The following is a 16,350-nucleotide window of genomic DNA, read 5'->3' as shown; positions in this document are numbered from 1 at the left end:
AAGGCTCTATCCACATTTATGGATGTAAAAAGTAAGCTCATTGATATCATTTACTGCTTAATATCTTTCGTACTCATTATTGGATCTTTAACTGCAGGAAATGCCATCCAACAATTTTTAGATACTTCTATACCTGGAAGTATCTTCGGAATGCTATTGCTATTCGCGGCAATGGCGAGCGGGTTACTACCTTCTAAATGGGTTAAATCAGGAGCCAATATAATCATTCGATTTATGGTACTCCTTTTCGTACCAATCAGTGTTGGGCTAATGGAACATATTGATATGCTGATTAACAATGCATTGCCTATTTTAGCCAGTGCTGTAGGTGGTTCATTAATCGTATTAGTTTCCTTAGCGCTGTTTCTTGATCACTTACTTACAAGAAGGGATTGAGTATGTGGTTAATTGTCACTGTCATCGTATTTATGTTCGCTAGATGGGTAAGCAGAAAAGTTAATTCACCTTTCTGTAACCCATTACTGATCTGCCTCGCGATCTTGATCCCTATTCTTACTTATCTAAAAGTACCGTTCGAGCGCTATTATGCCGACAACTCTTGGATAAATTATATGCTTCAACCCGCTGTGGTTGCCTTAGCTTATCCTTTATATGAACAGCTTCCACAGATCAGAGCTAATTGGCGAATCATAACGCTTGCATGCACGATCGGCAGTATCATGTCTATGATTACGGCAGCCACTATCGCAACATTATTCCATGCAGAATTAAGCCTAGTCGCCAGTTTACTTGGTAAGTCTGTTACCACACCTATTGCTATGGAAATATCCAGCCACCTGGGTGGAGAAGCTGCAATTGCGGCTATTTTAGTATTGATAGTGGGCTTGTTCGGTGCAATTTTTGCCTACCCTATTTATAATTTAATAGGAATAAAAAGTCCCATAGCACGAGGTCTTACCATGGGAACCATTTCCCATGCGTTAGGGACTGCAGCCAGTGCAGAAAAGGCGCCACAAGATGCGGCCTTCAGTTCGCTTGCTTTAGTACTGTGCGGCGTGATCACTTCAATCATTGCACCAACGATCTTCTCTGCAGTGGTTTGGGTCTATGCCTTTTTTGAATTAGCGGTCTAACGATTACTTTTCCTCATTAAATTATTACGACACATAATAATTCCTGCTTCTCATTGGCGGACTTCGTCATTGGGAAGCTTAATCATTGCAGTATTGATAGTTTGCAATATTATCCCCCCCCCTAATCTGAACTAATTTAGCGATACCTGAATGATTTTATAGAGTGTATTCAGGTGTTTTTATAGCAGAACTCACCCAACTTTTACTTTCTCCCCCCCAACTATCACAAAAAATATAACCTTTTCTACCTAACATTTATTTAACTAATGAGTTATTTGCATATTGAAATCGATTGCATTTGTGACCTCACTCTAATTGTGAAACAACATGTAACATGCACATTTGAATGGTGATCTTTATCACAGATAAATCCCTGTGATGATCTAGAATTAAAACCTAAGATTAATTAAGGATTACACATGACAAGTCGTATCACTCTGGCGCTAGAAAATGCTCCTCAAACAATTAAAGCTCTTCTCAGTGACATTGTGTTAGCTGAAGGTTTTGATGCCACTTTTAGTAAAGAACAATATCAAGAATTGCTTTCAGCCAGCGGGTTAGAAGATAATGAACTTCGTGTTGCACTACTCCCCTTAGCAGCGGCTTATTCATACGCGCCTATTTCTAACTTTTATGTTGGCTCATTAGTCCGCGGACTTTCAGGTCGTTTATACTTCGGTGCTAACCTTGAAATTTCTGGCGCACAACTCGGTCAAACAGTTCATGCTGAACAATCTGGTATCAGCCACGCATGGATGAAAGGGGAAGAAGGCATCTCTGATATCACTATCAACTTCAGCCCTTGCGGTCACTGTCGCCAGTTTATGAATGAACTGACCACCGCGAAAGAACTTAAGATTCAGCTTCCTGAACGTGACGAAAAATCTCTAGAAGATTACTTGCCAGACTCATTTGGTCCTGCAGATCTTGGTATCACAACAGGTTTAATGAGTAAGCTAGACCATGCATTTTCATGTGAAGACAATGACTCGCTTGTCACTAGTGCATTACATGCTCTAAACCGCAGCCATGCACCTTATACAAAGAACCTCAGCGGCGTAGCATTAAAACTAATTACCGGCGAAGTTTTCACAGGTTCATATGCTGAAAATGCTGCTTTCAACCCTAGCCTACCACCTCTTCAAGTAGCACTTATTCAGTTAAGATTAGCTGGCTTCGAATTCGACCAAATTGAATGCGCGGTACTGGTTGAAATGAACGAAGGCTCTATTAGTCACCTAGCAGATACACAGTCAACACTTGAAACAATAAATCCTGACATTCCAGTATCTTACCTAGCAATCTAAATACATAGATTCAACAAGAAGTTAACAAGCCACCACTAATTCAGTTGGTGGCTTTTTTATTCTCTAAAAGTCGCGAAAACCAACAGGCAAACGATTGCTTTTGACATTTAAAACAGTATCATCACCCCGTTCTTAAATTACTTATCAGCTATACAGTTCGGAAGGAATATACATGTTTGGTTCAGCAACTAGTCAAAATGCAACTCGTGTCCTTTTACTTGGTTCTGGTGAACTTGGTAAAGAAGTGGCAATAGAATGCCAACGTTTAGGTTTAGAAGTGATTGCTTGTGATCGCTACGCAAACGCACCGGCAATGCAAGTTGCTCACCGTAGTCACGTCTTTGATATGCTAGATGGAGAAGCGTTAGAAGCCATCATTGAGCAAGAAAAGCCAGATTATGTAGTACCTGAAATTGAAGCAATCGCAACGGATAAACTTGTTGAGCTTGAGTCTAAAGGACTCAATGTCGTTCCAACTGCAAATGCAACGAAGCTAACAATGAACCGTGAAGGTATCCGTAGACTGGCTGCTGAAGAATTATCGCTTAGCACTTCTCCATATCGCTTTGCTGATAATTTTGATGACTTCTCTTCTGCTGTAGAGTTCGTTGGTCTGCCTTGTGTAGTCAAACCAGTTATGAGCTCTTCAGGTAAAGGTCAGAGTGTTATAAAAACTGAAGCTGATATTCAAACAGCTTGGGATTATGCACAAGAAGGTGGTCGTACTGGCGCTGGACGAGTAATTGTTGAAGGCTTCATTGACTTCGATTACGAGATTACCTTATTAACCATTCGAGCTGTGGATGGCGTGCATTTCTGTGCACCAATCGGCCATCGTCAAGAAGATGGCGACTACCGTGAATCATGGCAGCCGCAAGTCATGTCAGACAACGCTTTAAAAGCCGCACAATTTACTGCTGAACAAGTAGTTAATGCCTTAGGCGGGTTTGGTATATTCGGTGTAGAGCTTTTCATCAAAGGTGACCATGTTATCTTTAACGAAGTTTCCCCGCGTCCACATGACACTGGCTTAGTAACGCTTCTATCGCAAGACTCATCAGAATTTGCCTTACATGTTCGTGCTTTCACTGGCATGCCTATCAACTCGATAACACAGTATGGTCCATGTGCTTCAGCAGTCGTTCTAGGGCAAGGTTCGTCAGAGAACATCCGTTATGAAGGGTTAAATAAAGCGCTAGCATTCCCTCAAACACAAGTTCGCTTATTCGGTAAGCCGGACATCAATGGCCGCAGACGCTTAGGTGTGGCGCTTACACGCCGTAAGACAGTTGAAACTGCAATTGAAGACGCAGTTGAAAGTGCAAGCAAGATCAAAGTTATCTACTAACTAATGGTTAACTTTTGACTCAGCTATTTCTTAACTTAGCTATTTATTTAACGAGTTCTTGATGAATAAAAAAAGACAGGCCACTACCTGTCTTTTTCATTTATGAAGCCTATCTAATACGAATTAGATGTCTTCAAGAAGATACACTTCTTCCGAGAATCGAGTCAGCCCTTTTTTGGCAATCTTAGGGTGATCTGATCCAGCAATATCTTGGTTCAATCTAGTCAGTTTAAACCCACTGAATAGCTGCTCAATTTCTTGTTCAGGCACGCTAAACGGGGGACCTGACATCTCACTCTGTATGTAATTTAGAGTGACCAATAAAATCTTACCGCCAGGCTTCAGCAATTGTTTCAACCTTTCTGCATATTGCACACGCATTTCGCTAGGCAATGCCACTAGGGATGCGCGGTCATAAATAATATCAACGGGTTCTACTGGAGCACTAAAAAAGTCCCCCATATAAATGCTTAACTCATCAAATTGGTACAACTCATGCTGCCCACTGATCTTAGTGACCGTTGGTGTATAAAAATGTTCAGCAAAAAATGAACGTACCGCAATTTGGCTTAATTCAACACCTTGTACTTCTTCATGCTTAGAAGCTAGCCATATTAAGTCTTCACTTTTTCCACATAAAGGCACCAGCACTTTCTTGTCATAGCTTGGAGAGGTGTGTTGCCAAAACTTAAGCAATAATGGGTTTACATCTTCTAGGTGGAAACCAATTTGGTTTGCAGCCCACTTATTGTGCCAAAAATCAGGATTATTCATCTTTCATTCATATTGAGTTGTCATAATGCAAGGGTACAGGATAGCAAGGTAAGAGCAAGTAACTTAACGCCACGAAACGGCACCAAAACTCGACGTTTCTAATAGTGATACATCGGTTTAACCGTGGCTTACTCCTTGTTCTAATTATGACTTTGGCTACCAGTTCACATTTTGATTATTTATAAGACGTTATGGTTGGTTTCTACTAAAACTCACCCCATATAGTTTTTAGTAGAGCATTTTTCTCTTAATTTATATTTGGTTGCAACCTTTAAGTATTCCTTTTAGTAACCGTGTATTCTGGAGTTTGAATGAGTCTATTTCTCCGCACCACTGCTTTAATGCTTTTAGTATTAAGTAGAGCGCCTGCATTCGCAGCAACTGTATCAACGAGCTCAGCTGAGCAATCTCGTGCACCGGCACAAAATCAAATATCTTCAAAAGTATTTCGTCATAGTTTAAGTGGGCTTTACGGTATCCGCGCATTCGATTCAAAACCAACTCAACCTTATACTGACTTCGATATTCTTTATTCGAAAGCACACCAAGCGCAAGCTGAATTAGAGACCATCTGTAAGAGTACTGCGTTACTTACTCAGTCAGATGCCCTATTCGCTGGCGTTAAATCTGATAATCGTGCAAAAGAAAAAATTGAACTAGAGCTAAATGGCGACGTTTCAAAAATAACGGATTTAGCTCGTGCCACCATTGTGGCTAATGATGTCGAAAGCTTAGTTGAAGTCTATGAAGCGTTAAGCCGTGAAGCAGACGTTGTGAAAGTTAAAAACAAATTTAAAACACCAGCAGACTCTGGCTACCGTGATTTAAACCTACTAGTTCGATTACCTAAAACCAACATTGTGGCTGAAGTGCAACTTCACCTTAAAGCCATTGCTGATGTTAAAAGTGGTCCAGAACATGACCTTTATGAAATCATTCAGGGAATCGAAAGAAATGCCATTGCTGAAAAAAGAAATGTGAATGATATTGAAGCTGCGCAGATTACTAGCTTGAGACGTCAATCATTAGAACTGTATCAACAGGCGTGGCAACCTTATATAACTACTCATATCAAGGCTGCTTAAGCTAGATATACAGGGTAATTTAAAACTTTACCTGCTATCTACTTTTTAGTTAGATAATTAAGTAGTTAGGTAGTTGAATAACCAACATCATACAAGCTTCCTTATTCGCCTTTGATATCAAGTGCGATAAGGGAGCTTTTTATTAGATACAAAAATTCAATTTACCTTTATCGACCAACGATATCGATTTGACAGGCTTTAGATACAAAAAGACCACGCTTTGGCGTGGTCTATTACTTGGCTTACTTCTCGATTTTTATGTCTTCGACTCGAGCTTTCAATTTTTGTCCGGGTCTAAACGTAACAACACGTCGAGCAGAAATTGGAATGTCTTCACCAGTCTTCGGATTACGTCCAGGTCTTTCACTCTTCTCTCTTAGATCAAAGTTACCAAAACCCGATAGTTTTACCTGTTCGCCATTTTCGAGTGCTTTACGAACTTCTTCGAAAAACACTTCAACCGTTTCCTTGGCATCCCGCTTGCTGTATCCCAGTTTTTCAAACAGGTTCTCAGCCAAATCGGCCTTCGTGAGTGCCATAAAACTTTCCTCAAAGCTATGTTAAACATTGCTACTAATGCAGTAGCGCCAAAGCATTTACCCTATCCAATCAATAAGATATAGGTGTTTACAAGGAAAGTGTATGCCAAGCTTATGATTTTCGCCAACTTTTTATTTATTTGGGGCAATTAATCTGTCAAATCAGTTAGATAAGAGCATTATAAAACTTCATTTTTAACCAAAAAAACACTATTCACACTCAAAAGAGCAGTCCAAAAAACTGCTTTCAACTGATAATTTAGATTATTAGTCCGAACTAATTATTTTGTTATTATTTAAACGAAAAGAGTTATATTCATTTAAATCAGCAACTTGATTTAACATTATTCTCAACAACAGCCCGCTAGATACCATAATATCTAGCAACAAATATCATATTCAAAGGAGATTAATTTGAATAAGAATAGCGTAGTAACCTGTTTCGTTGGTTTTTCTTTGCTTTGATGAGCGCTCTTTCTCCCACCAATATGCTTTGTTCAAACTGAGCGGTATTACCGGCAAAGGGTGAGTCCATAACGCCTATGGTACATGTGACTAACGTATCCCTGCCGCCAGTGGCAACAGCATCGTCTTCTACGCCTCTATGTTTAATCGCGCTGAGCTTCAAGTGTGATTTAATTTCATGAGCGACGGCTATGCCTAAGCCAGGGCCAGAAGACGGTAAGACTACTGCAAATTCATCTCCCCCAATTCTAAACACCTCACCTTTTCCTTTCGCCACGTGCCGTAAAATATTCGCAAATGTCACCAACAAATCATCCCCTGAAGTCATACCATATTGGTTATTGAATGCTTTGAGATAATCCACATCAAGTAATAGTGTGGACATTTCTACTCCAGCGCCAAACGTTTTGCTAAGGCTCTCTAAATAGGGTTTAAGTGCAAAGCGGTTTTTTAGCCCTGTAAGATGATCGGTATGATAAATTTGCTCCATATATAGGCGGTTATCTTCAAGCTCTTGATGCTGGTAAAGATTCTTCAGTGAAACCGCAATATAATTGGCTAACTGACTTGCTACTTGAACATGAAAATCTTGATAAGAATAACTTTGATTTTTTTGAATACTTATTACCCCTAAGATTTCCCCATTAAACGCAACAGGTGTACAAATCACTGAAGTTCCAGAGTCTTCTAAGTCCCCATTAACCCAAGTACCTTTAGGCGAACAAGACACATCAAGATATTGTCCAATTTCCGTATCACTGGATGTATCCAATACAACCGTTGCATTATGCTTTAATGCATAAATACCAATCCTAGACACATTTTCACACTCAACTTCAAACCCTTGCTGAAAAACCCCTTCTTCCAAAAGATATTTATAGTCGAGTACATTGCGATCTTTTCTATACAAGGCAAGGCTAAATGCGCTGCATGGAATAAGCTCCCCAATACTTTCAAATAGCCTCAGCATGTCTTGGGGTTTATCTTCTGTATTCGCTATCAACTGCCCTAATTCATTTAAATGAGATAAATGCCTGGTGAACAGCTCTGAGTTAGTGACTTCATTTTCTACCCTTGCATGGTTAAGAATAGAATTAGCATGGCTCACTTCTTTATTTTTCCAATCATCGGCAAGCTCTTTGTATAGCGCGCAAGACTGCCTTAATATTTCGTTTTCTGATGTGGCATCTTCGATTTTCTTGTAGCAATCAGCTAGCGTGTTTAAGAGAGAGATTTTGATTTGTTTATTGCCATTAATACCGTTTGATTTAAGCGCTTTTTTACAAAACGTTATGGTAAATTCGACATGTCCGCATTCAAGCAAAAACTGAGCATACCGGCTATAAAACTCAATTCTTAGGTAGGTATCTGCATGGGCTGTTATCAATTCAAAAGCGGCTTTATACGTATCAAAAGCATCTCGTGTTTTCTCCATTAACGAAAGAATAAGCGCTTGATAAAATTTACTCAGTGCATAGCCCTGCATAAACGCCTCCTTTACAGAGAGTTCAGCCGCGGCTTCTATTGTGTCTAAAGCTTTTTTAAGGTTACCAGTGTTCGCTAAAGAAATAGCAAGGTTAGATAGAGCTAGGCTGGTATTCACTGGGTTATTCACACACGCACCATGCTCAATGGCACTTTCACTGTATTCTAATGCTTTTGCATAGTCACCAAGGCTGATATATACACTGCCTATATTAAGATTTAAAAATAACCCTAACTGATGATCTGTGGCGCGAGTGTCCATTTCAGCCTTAGTAAAATAAGGCAAAGCACGATAGAAATCGCCTTGTGATGCAAAAATGCTTCCAAGATAGATACTGGCGTAGGAGACCAGTGATATCGGAACATCCACTTCTTTATGGTTAATAAAATCTTGAAAATACAAAGCCGCTAAAGTGAAATCACCCTGCCCAAACGCGTCCACCGCATTTAGGTACTGAGTGTAATAAGGCTCTAACTCTACGCTATGTATACTACTTATCTGCATTAATCGGCTACGTGCGAAATCTATCGCCTCTGAGCTTTTGTCACCATGAAGCTGTGTCAGTAATGAAATTGCTTCAAGATCGGCTGTCGTAGAATTTGAAACTGGATCCGTAAGTGTACCCATATTTTCACGCTATAAAAGTTGCTACATTATTAAACACAGCATACCGAAAAGTCATTTGAATAACTACAATCCTATTCAACCAACCTAAATGAGTAAAAATTCATTCACGAATACGAATTATTTTCCTCTAACAATATTTTTAGAGCTTTAATTTTAGCCAACTATTACCCGCTGAATGCTTCGTAAAAGCTTTATGTTAAAGGCGAAAACTTTCATTTTTATAAGTTCAATTTACCAGTGAAACGACTCACTTCAGTTTTCAATTCTGAATATCGATATTAACGACATAAGTCATTAATATTATGCAAGAAATGCGACATAAACCACTAGAAGATGCATTGCATGCAGTTGCACCAATATGATTAAATTCATCAATATTTTAGGTATTATAAATTGGATGTAATTATATGATATGGAATAAGTTTTATCAGATGACGCCAGCATTATCTATGTTAGCTTTAGTTGGGTGCGGTGGTGGAGGTGGCGGTTCATCAACTACTGCAGTTAATGTTGCACAAACCAGCTATCAAATGGAATCTGGCGCGTTTGAACAACCCTCTGTAAACATCCCTTTCAGCGTAAACTATAACGCAGGGGATAACCTCTACTATGGGATCATGAATGACAGTGGGAATTTGATATCTCGTGTTGAATACAACATCAATAACAATGCAACGGGTCACGTCAGCGTATACTTAAAACCTGGTTATGAAGTTGGTAACGGGACAAAATCTACAACAGCTCAGTTTGCAATTTGTCACGATGAATACTGTAGCCAACACTATTCTGGTTCGCCAGTCGCCATCACTTTAACCAACAAAGTGACACTGGATCATAAAGTGGAACTTGCCGTTCCTAAAATTGAAACAGTAGCAGAACTCACTGATGTAAACGTATACCAGAATGTATCTGATGCCATCAACCTTTCAGGTTCTGACCTACAAAACCTTCGTGTAGAAGCTCGATCCAATAGTTCATTTATTACATCCGTTACCCCTTTCATTAGTCCCTCTAATATCGGGCTTAATATGAGCTTAGAAACGCCATCAGTAGTTGGCTTTGGCTCATTTAGCGCCACTCTTAATGTAGATGTGTGTTACGACTATAATTGTAACTATCCGATTGAAGGCAGCCCATTAACCGTTCCTGTTAGCTACAAGATCAATAACACTTCACCAAACCCTGATCCGAATCCAAATCCGAATCCAAACCCTGATGGAGGCACTCCAACAACACCAAGCATTTCCGTTATCGACTTTGATAATGCACCGACCCACAACACTGTCGATGCGATTTATTCCGATGCATTAAATGTAATTGCTGTTGTATCTGATAGTCCAAAGAACGCGATCTACTTTTATAGTCTGAACGATGCTACAGCTTATGAGATCGATCTTCATAGATCGCCATCAGCCGTCACTGTTGATAACAGCAATGGTACTAATCGCTTTGTTGTCGGCCATGACGCGATGATAACGACACTTGAATACAACGCCTCTTCGCCAATAGATACTCAAGTATCGAATATCTACCATTCTCATGATATTTTTGATTTAACTACTAATGGTAGTTACGTTTGGACTTTACCAAAAACGGATCAATGGGTTGACCTACAAGTCATTAACCTTGATAGCGGCTCTGTAGTGTCTAGAAGTGACTGGGGGTACTACGAAAAAACAGTACTCAAAATCAGCCCTAACAGCCAAGCTTTCTACAGTTTAGATACGAATATTAGCCCTGAAGATGTCGCAAAAACGGACATTTCTGACCCGGAGAACCCAGCAAGCCCTGTCGATTCCCCTTACCATGGTGATTACAGTTTCTGTGATAATTTCTGGTTTAACCATACTGGTACATTCATCTACACGCAGTGTGGAGTGAGATTGAACGCGTCAAGTAATGCTGGGCTTGATATGACTTACGCAGGAAAAATCACTTTGCCAGAACTCAGCTCATGGCCTTACTCTTCTACAATTCAGACTCTGGACGAATCACACGATAGCACCAAAATTGCTTACTCTCTTGAAGGTCAAAGTAACAAGGTAATGGTGTTGACTTCAAACCATTTGAATCTGTCAGAAACAATTACTCTTCCGAATACCACAATAGGAAGTAACACTTACACCACCGTGCCTAAGTTTGTATTTTATGGCGCTGACGGTAAGCTAAATATCGTTGCTAATGCTACGGTAAACGGAACGACACACACCTCAATATTGCAACACTAGCTCTTATTGCAAGGTTAACTATTTATTGGAACTCTAGCTATATATTGAAGCTCTAGATATATAGCTGGAACAGACACTGAGATAGCTAAGCTTATAACAAAAAGAAGACCTCGCACTAGGGAGGTCTTCTTCAAAAAATTTGACGGGTTTAGCGATAATACCACCAGCCATGTAATGCCCAACTAAAATAACTGAGTCCCGTTGTTTTTCCGATAACTGCCTTCTCTTCGCCCCTTTTTATGCCATACGAAATTTTCTCATCACCATGAAATAAATGATCACCGTACTTAGCTGTTGGACCTAGTTCTACGGTATTCATGCTGCCAAGAATGAATACCAATTCGCCAATTTACCCATTTCAAGTTGCTGAATTATGTTCAGTCCATTCGGGTAATGAACGTTTGTTCGTCATCCACAAAAGCCACAAAGCCGCCATGATAGATAAACACCCTACCACGCCCCTCAACTAGGCAGGCAAGCTGTGGGTTCAAATCTTCTTCATTACCCTTTCTTTGATAGGTGCCAGTATCGGTGATTATGCCGCTGAATGTGGGCAAATATCCGTAAGCACGCTTGGCTTGATCAATCAGGCTCAATTCACTAATGGTAGAGAAGCAAGATGGAATTGTACCTGCTTCTTCGATAAACATACTTTTCAGTTCTTCAAAAGCTGTAATCACCAGCCAGTCAATGCCGTTAGCATGATGGATAAACATTGTTTATAAATACCTAGTTTCTCGATAATTTTGATGCGGAGATTCTATCACTATCAGCGACATAACGTAGTAGAGATTGAGCAGCTAAAGGTCAGAGTTTAAGTCTTAGATCACTTCTATTTAATGAAAGTATTGTCGCACTAATGGATAAAACGAGTCGTTCACAACCACAATGTAGATCTGTTAGTAGCTCTGTGCTCCCAAAAAGGCCAGCATCATCAATGCTGACCTGTGCTTAGGATTTAGAAGTCAAGCTGCACCAATAAGCCCACTGTGCGCGCTTTTTGTAGAAGTGGGGATGCGGTATATACCTCTCCTCGAGCTTCGTAAAGTATAACGTCGTTTGAATCGAACAAGTTATTCGCAAATAGTTTGGCATGGCCATAATCGAATACATAAGCAATAGATGTATTGACAGTGGTATAGCCAGAGATCTTTCCTACTTCGTTATTGTCTGTCGTTGAGTAATAATCTCCAACGTACTGAACGTTACCATTGAACTCAAAATTACTTAGCCAATAGTTCAGCCCTGCAGCACCAGTAAACCCAGGAGCACGAGCAAACTCTTTGCCTTCATAGATATTCTGGGTACTATCGCTAAGTTCAGTTTTCAATAGACCCATATTAGCGAAGACACTCAAGTCTTGTGTTGCATACCAATCGATTGTGGCTTCTGCACCATAAGACTTTGCATCATCCAAGTTCGAGATCTCTGCGCCAGTTAACTGTTGCAAATTGTCGTAGTCGTTATAGAACACATTTGTCGTCAGCTGCAGGCTTTGATCCATTAAGCGATGACGAGTAAATATTTCGTAGTTCCAAACAGATTCTTTGTCGAACATGTACGTTGACCCTGCAATGAAATCAACGCCGGCACCACCTGAGCCAAATCCTTTTGCTGCACTCACACCAAAGGTGTTGTTTTTGTCTGAGTGCCACGCCAAGGCTAACTTAGGTAAGAAATCGTTATAGGTCTTATCAAGCTCTAGAGCAAACGGCCCGCTCCCCCCCTGCCTAAAGCGTTTCTCACTTTCATAACGACCGACCGCCGTTAGTACCAAGCTTGGGGTTAGGTTATAAATGGCTTGCAAGTAAGCAGATTGGGTCTTAGTTTCATCCTCATAGGAACCCATGCCATCAATAAAATCATCTTGGCTATTACTGAAATATCTTACCCCAGCTAAAAGATCCAGTTGCTCCGAATCAGAGACATATCTAATGGTTGGCTCAATATGGTATTCCTTACCTTGAATTTCTGCGGTGAATCTATCACCTGTCGGAACAATACGTTCGATTTCGAAATCAGTATAGTTGGTGTTAAATGCCAACTCGATATTAGATGTCGCAGCGTAGGTTAGATCCCATACATAGCTATTCGAATGTCCTTCAGACACCGGACGTTTCGAAGGGAATGGGGCAAACTGTGAATCGTCAGGCTCATACTCACCCTGCGGAGCACGATGGTCATTATGTGAAATGCTAAGCGTCGAAGATAGATCCGGTATTTTACCAGGTTCGATAAGTAACTTAGCTCGAATGACGTTTGACTCAATTTCTTTGGAATCCCCCGCAGGTTCATAGCTAACCAGCGCTACAGAACTTTCTTGATACTGCCTATCAGCACTAATACGAAATGCGACCTGATCATCCACCAGAACATCGTTATATACGATGGCGGTCTGTTGGAGGCTATTGTTTCCCAAACCACCTTTAACTGAAAATTGACGCTCAAAAATAGGGGCGTTAGATTTCAAAACTACTGTTCCGGCAATGGAGTTTCGACCTTGTATATAGCTTTGTGGACCAAGATAAACCTCTGCCTGCTGCATATCCCACATTGAATTTTGCCCATAGGCGAGTTCATTGTAGGTCAGCGATCGTCCATCTAAAGAGACATTTAGCCTAGGCTTTGAACCTGAAATAAAAGCTGCAGCACCCACGCCAGGTCCAGAGCCATCAACTCCTCGCACCGTCGCAATCTGGTTTCCATAGCCAGTATCAACAATGTTTGGGCTCATTCTCAGTAAGTCCTGAGTCGTATTAATGCCCTTTTCCTCCATTGAATCTTGGTCATAAACAACAACACTTGCGCTGGTTTCTTGGAGAGCACGCTCGGATTTGTCACCGTATACCACGATAGTAGGTACTATAGCGTCTTTGGTCTCTTCTTCGGCAGCGGCAAGTCCTGCTTGCATACCAAAGCAGACAACTGCAATTGATGCAGCAATAGTACTGAGTGGGTATCTGCTTGACTGGCTTTTCGCTAAGCGCTCTATAGGCACTAATTCCATTTGGTCATTCTCCTAGATTTTTTCTGGTCGCCGTATAACAAGCTACTTTGGCTTGCATTACCTCGGTTTAAAGTTCGTTGGGGTACGGCTTCGCACTGCTTGTTAACTTTCCGACACGTTTATCACGTGGCAATAGTAATAAGACCATGTTCTAAATAAGTATTTAGCCGAAGTGCTGGCTTACTTTTAGTAGCACATGTCTCTGATTTGTACGGTTTAGTTATCTTGTTATTTGGATTCAATTTTTGATAACAATTCTCATTTGCAGACGTATCTTACTAAGGGTTGTAAGCACATACTTCTGAATTTGTGCTTTTCGAACGAACAAACGAATTGGGTTGTTGGAGGTCAATACGATAAAGAGTTACGCGAAAATTTTACTGAGTCGAATGCTGAAGAATTCCCGACAATTTAACGTAAAATCATCAGGTTATTGTGGTATCACATCTTGCCATATGGTCAAAGAGTCAGGTGAAAGCTAGTTAAGACTCACACTACGTCTGGTATCAAGGGAGCTTTAGGTACAACCATAGGTGTACTTGTGACTGGGTCTGGGATAATTAAACTATCTAAACCGAACACTTGCTTAACCAAAGACTCGGTCATTAGCTCATTAGGGGAACCTTGAGCCACAATTTTACCGCCACTCAATACAATCAGATTATCGGCGTAACGGCAGGCTTGGTTCAAATCATGTAGTACAGCAACGATGGTGTTGCTCTGCTGTTGCTTGAGTTTTTTAAATAGCTCAAGCAATTCAAGTTGATGGGAGATATCTAAATAGGTCGTTGGCTCATCTAACATTAGGATTGGCGTTTGCTGTGCCAACAACATTGCAATCCAGACCCGCTGCCGTTGACCGCCAGACAAAGCATCAACCGAATGCTCGGCAAACTCTTCAACACGTGTGACACGCATCGCTTGTTTTACTGCACGCTCATCTTCTATGCTCCACTGGCTAAATAATCCTTGATGAGCATGGCGTCCACGTGCAATTAATTCTTCCACTGTAACCCGATCTGGGGTGGGAGAGCTTTGAGGCAGAAAACCTAACATTTTAGCGAGCTCTTTACTCGGCATACGCTGGATCTGTTCACCATTTAAAATCACATGTCCCTGCTTTGGTTTTAGCAAGCGACATAGGCTTTTTAGAAGCGTCGACTTACCGCAGCCATTAGGTCCAACGATGACCGTTAATTGCCCACTCGGTATAGTGACATCGAGAGCCTCACATATGATCTTTGAGCCATATCCAAGCGTTAGATTTTCAGCGCTGAGTGTTGAATGTCCATCCGTTACAGAATCAAAAATAGTCATAATAAGTTACTGAGTTATCGGCTTCTGGTGATAAGCCAAAGTAAATAAAACCCGCCAATAATTCCACACACTCTCCCTATTGGTAAGTTGAGATCAATTGGCAATAGTTGAGTAATAAGGTCGGCGATTAGCAGTATCAAAGCGCCCATCAGCGCTGATGAAATAATGGGTAAGTTTGCTGTATTTCTTAACCGAGCCATCAGTTGCGGAGCAGCCAAGGCAATAAAAGCGATAGGTCCAGTAGATGCCGTTGCCAACGCCGCAAGTGCAACGCCTATTAGTGTCATTATCAGTCGAAGTTTTAATACCCGAATGCCAACCGACTGGGCACGTAACTCTCCTAGTTCTAGCCCTGCCATTGCCGCTGAAAATAGCTTGACTAGCGGTAAAAGCAATACTACTCCAAATAGTACTGGTAATGCGTGTTCCCATGTTCTGGCATGCAGCGATCCCGCCAACCATAGATTGCCTGTAATAGCGCTATCTATCTCTCCTTTGACTAGCAACAGACCGTTAAACGCACTGAGTATTGCTCCAATACCAATGCCAGTTAGCACTAGGTTTTGACGCTTAATAGTACCGCCTTGATAAGATAGAGCCAGTACTACCGCAGCCGTTGCAAAACCGCCGACAATTGCTCCAATAGCAACTTGAATTGAACCACCGGAAAAATAGATGATCTGAATTAACGCTCCAGCAGCCGCTCCTGAGGTGAAACCTATAATATCGGGAGACCCTAATGGATTACGGGAGATAGACTGGAAGATCGCGCCAGAAACCCCAAGAGCGGCGCCGGAAAACACAGCAGTAATGACCCTAGGAAAGCGGATATCCCACAAGATTTTAGCCTGAAAGCCACCGTCAGTTCGATCCGAAGAAAGTAACAACTCCAAAACCTGGTGAACAGTGGTCGGTAATTTTCCCACGCTAAGGGCGAAAAAAATAAGAGCACACAAGCCAAGGGTCATGATAGCGGCGATCGATATATTCTTTGTATTCACCACAACGGAAACAGACTTACACCGCAAGGCGTACAAATGTCGAGAAGAAAGCACTTTAGTAACTGTAAACAC

Annotated in this window: 13 protein-coding genes; 6 read left to right on the top strand and 7 right to left on the bottom strand. The window is 41.0% G+C overall.

Annotation, left to right across the window (positions count from 1 at the left end):
• Window positions 1–18: 18 nt before the first annotated feature.
• The 4 genes from OCU78_RS06190 to purT all read left to right on the top strand — a co-directional run bounded on the left by OCU78_RS06190 (window position 19) and on the right by purT (window position 3,749).
• The gene (locus OCU78_RS06190) at window positions 19–396 is read left to right on the top strand and encodes a CidA/LrgA family protein (protein WP_137372671.1); all 378 of its coding nucleotides are present in this window, start codon (window positions 19–21) and stop codon (window positions 394–396) included.
• Window positions 397–398: 2 nt separating this feature from the next.
• Window positions 399–1,094 carry an LrgB family protein gene (locus OCU78_RS06185; protein WP_137372805.1) on the top strand — a complete coding sequence of 232 codons (696 nt, stop codon included), beginning with the start codon at window positions 399–401 and terminating at the stop codon, window positions 1,092–1,094.
• A gap of 419 nt (window positions 1,095–1,513) precedes the next feature.
• Window positions 1,514–2,401: a cytidine deaminase gene (gene cdd / locus OCU78_RS06180; protein WP_137372670.1), complete on the top strand. Its 888-nt coding sequence runs from the start codon at window positions 1,514–1,516 to the stop codon at window positions 2,399–2,401.
• Between the two features lie 172 nt (window positions 2,402–2,573).
• Window positions 2,574–3,749, top strand: coding sequence for a formate-dependent phosphoribosylglycinamide formyltransferase (gene purT, locus OCU78_RS06175; RefSeq protein WP_137372669.1), 1,176 nt, complete (start codon window positions 2,574–2,576; stop codon window positions 3,747–3,749).
• A 123-nt stretch (window positions 3,750–3,872) separates the two neighbouring features.
• Here the strand turns inward: purT and OCU78_RS06170 are convergent, their stop codons facing one another.
• Window positions 3,873–4,523, bottom strand: a complete 651-nt coding sequence (locus OCU78_RS06170) for a thiopurine S-methyltransferase (RefSeq protein ID WP_137372668.1) — start codon at window positions 4,521–4,523, stop codon at window positions 3,873–3,875.
• Window positions 4,524–4,834: 311 nt separating this feature from the next.
• On the opposite strand from OCU78_RS06170, the gene OCU78_RS06165 reads away from it, so the two are divergent.
• A complete protein-coding gene (locus OCU78_RS06165; protein ID WP_137372667.1) occupies window positions 4,835–5,608 on the top strand; it encodes a RelA/SpoT domain-containing protein in 774 nt (257 codons plus the stop codon).
• Between the two features lie 242 nt (window positions 5,609–5,850).
• Here the strand turns inward: OCU78_RS06165 and ihfA are convergent, their stop codons facing one another.
• Together ihfA and OCU78_RS06155 are read right to left on the bottom strand one after the other, a co-directional pair.
• A complete protein-coding gene (gene ihfA, locus OCU78_RS06160) occupies window positions 5,851–6,147 on the bottom strand; it encodes an integration host factor subunit alpha (protein WP_137372666.1) in 297 nt (98 codons plus the stop codon).
• Window positions 6,148–6,556: 409 nt separating this feature from the next.
• Window positions 6,557–8,725, bottom strand: a complete 2,169-nt coding sequence (locus tag OCU78_RS06155; RefSeq protein ID WP_137372665.1) for a diguanylate cyclase domain-containing protein — start codon at window positions 8,723–8,725, stop codon at window positions 6,557–6,559.
• A 407-nt stretch (window positions 8,726–9,132) separates the two neighbouring features.
• On the opposite strand from OCU78_RS06155, the gene OCU78_RS06150 reads away from it, so the two are divergent.
• Window positions 9,133–10,953 (top strand): hypothetical protein, encoded by a 1,821-nt coding sequence (locus OCU78_RS06150; RefSeq protein WP_137372664.1) that lies wholly within the window; start codon window positions 9,133–9,135, stop codon window positions 10,951–10,953.
• 377 nt (window positions 10,954–11,330) lie between these two features.
• Here OCU78_RS06150 and OCU78_RS06145 read toward each other — a convergent pair whose 3' ends face one another.
• The 4 genes from OCU78_RS06145 to OCU78_RS06130 form a co-directional block, all read right to left on the bottom strand.
• Window positions 11,331–11,669: a cytosolic protein gene (locus OCU78_RS06145; RefSeq protein WP_137372663.1), complete on the bottom strand. Its 339-nt coding sequence runs from the start codon at window positions 11,667–11,669 to the stop codon at window positions 11,331–11,333.
• A gap of 242 nt (window positions 11,670–11,911) precedes the next feature.
• The gene (locus tag OCU78_RS06140; protein WP_137372662.1) at window positions 11,912–13,960 is read right to left on the bottom strand and encodes a TonB-dependent receptor; all 2,049 of its coding nucleotides are present in this window, start codon (window positions 13,958–13,960) and stop codon (window positions 11,912–11,914) included.
• A gap of 489 nt (window positions 13,961–14,449) precedes the next feature.
• Window positions 14,450–15,277 carry an ABC transporter ATP-binding protein gene (locus tag OCU78_RS06135; RefSeq protein ID WP_137372661.1) on the bottom strand — a complete coding sequence of 276 codons (828 nt, stop codon included), beginning with the start codon at window positions 15,275–15,277 and terminating at the stop codon, window positions 14,450–14,452.
• 14 nt (window positions 15,278–15,291) lie between these two features.
• Window positions 15,292–16,350 (bottom strand): FecCD family ABC transporter permease, encoded by a 1,059-nt coding sequence (locus tag OCU78_RS06130; RefSeq protein WP_137372660.1) that lies wholly within the window; start codon window positions 16,348–16,350, stop codon window positions 15,292–15,294.

It is taken from the genome of Vibrio gallaecicus (assembly GCF_024347495.1).
GTDB lineage: Bacteria > Pseudomonadota > Gammaproteobacteria > Enterobacterales > Vibrionaceae > Vibrio > Vibrio gallaecicus.
This window is presented reverse-complemented; position numbering and strand designations above follow the sequence as displayed.